Consider the following 213-nt stretch of genomic DNA (forward strand, 5'->3'; position numbering starts at 1 on the left):
TTTCTCTATTAAATCTTGTAGAGAATGAATACGGTCTTTTTCTGGTTTTGTAAAGTCATAAATACTATTACCTCCAGAGCTTTGTTGCTTACGTTGAGAAGGGTCATCTTGTTTAGCGCTTTGTTGCTTATCCTGAGAGGAATCCTCTTGCTTAGCGCTTTGTTGCTTATCTTGAGAGGAATCCTCTTGTTTAGAGCTTTGTTGTTTATTCTG

General features: G+C 37.1%; 1 pseudogene. It reads right to left on the reverse strand.

What is annotated here, in order from left to right:
- Positions 1-213 (reverse strand): annotated as a pseudogene (locus MR170_RS32075) (spore germination protein); the annotation flags it as partial.

The organism is Bacillus cereus group sp. BfR-BA-01524 (assembly GCF_022662595.1).
GTDB lineage: Bacteria > Bacillota > Bacilli > Bacillales > Bacillaceae_G > Bacillus_A > Bacillus_A thuringiensis_S.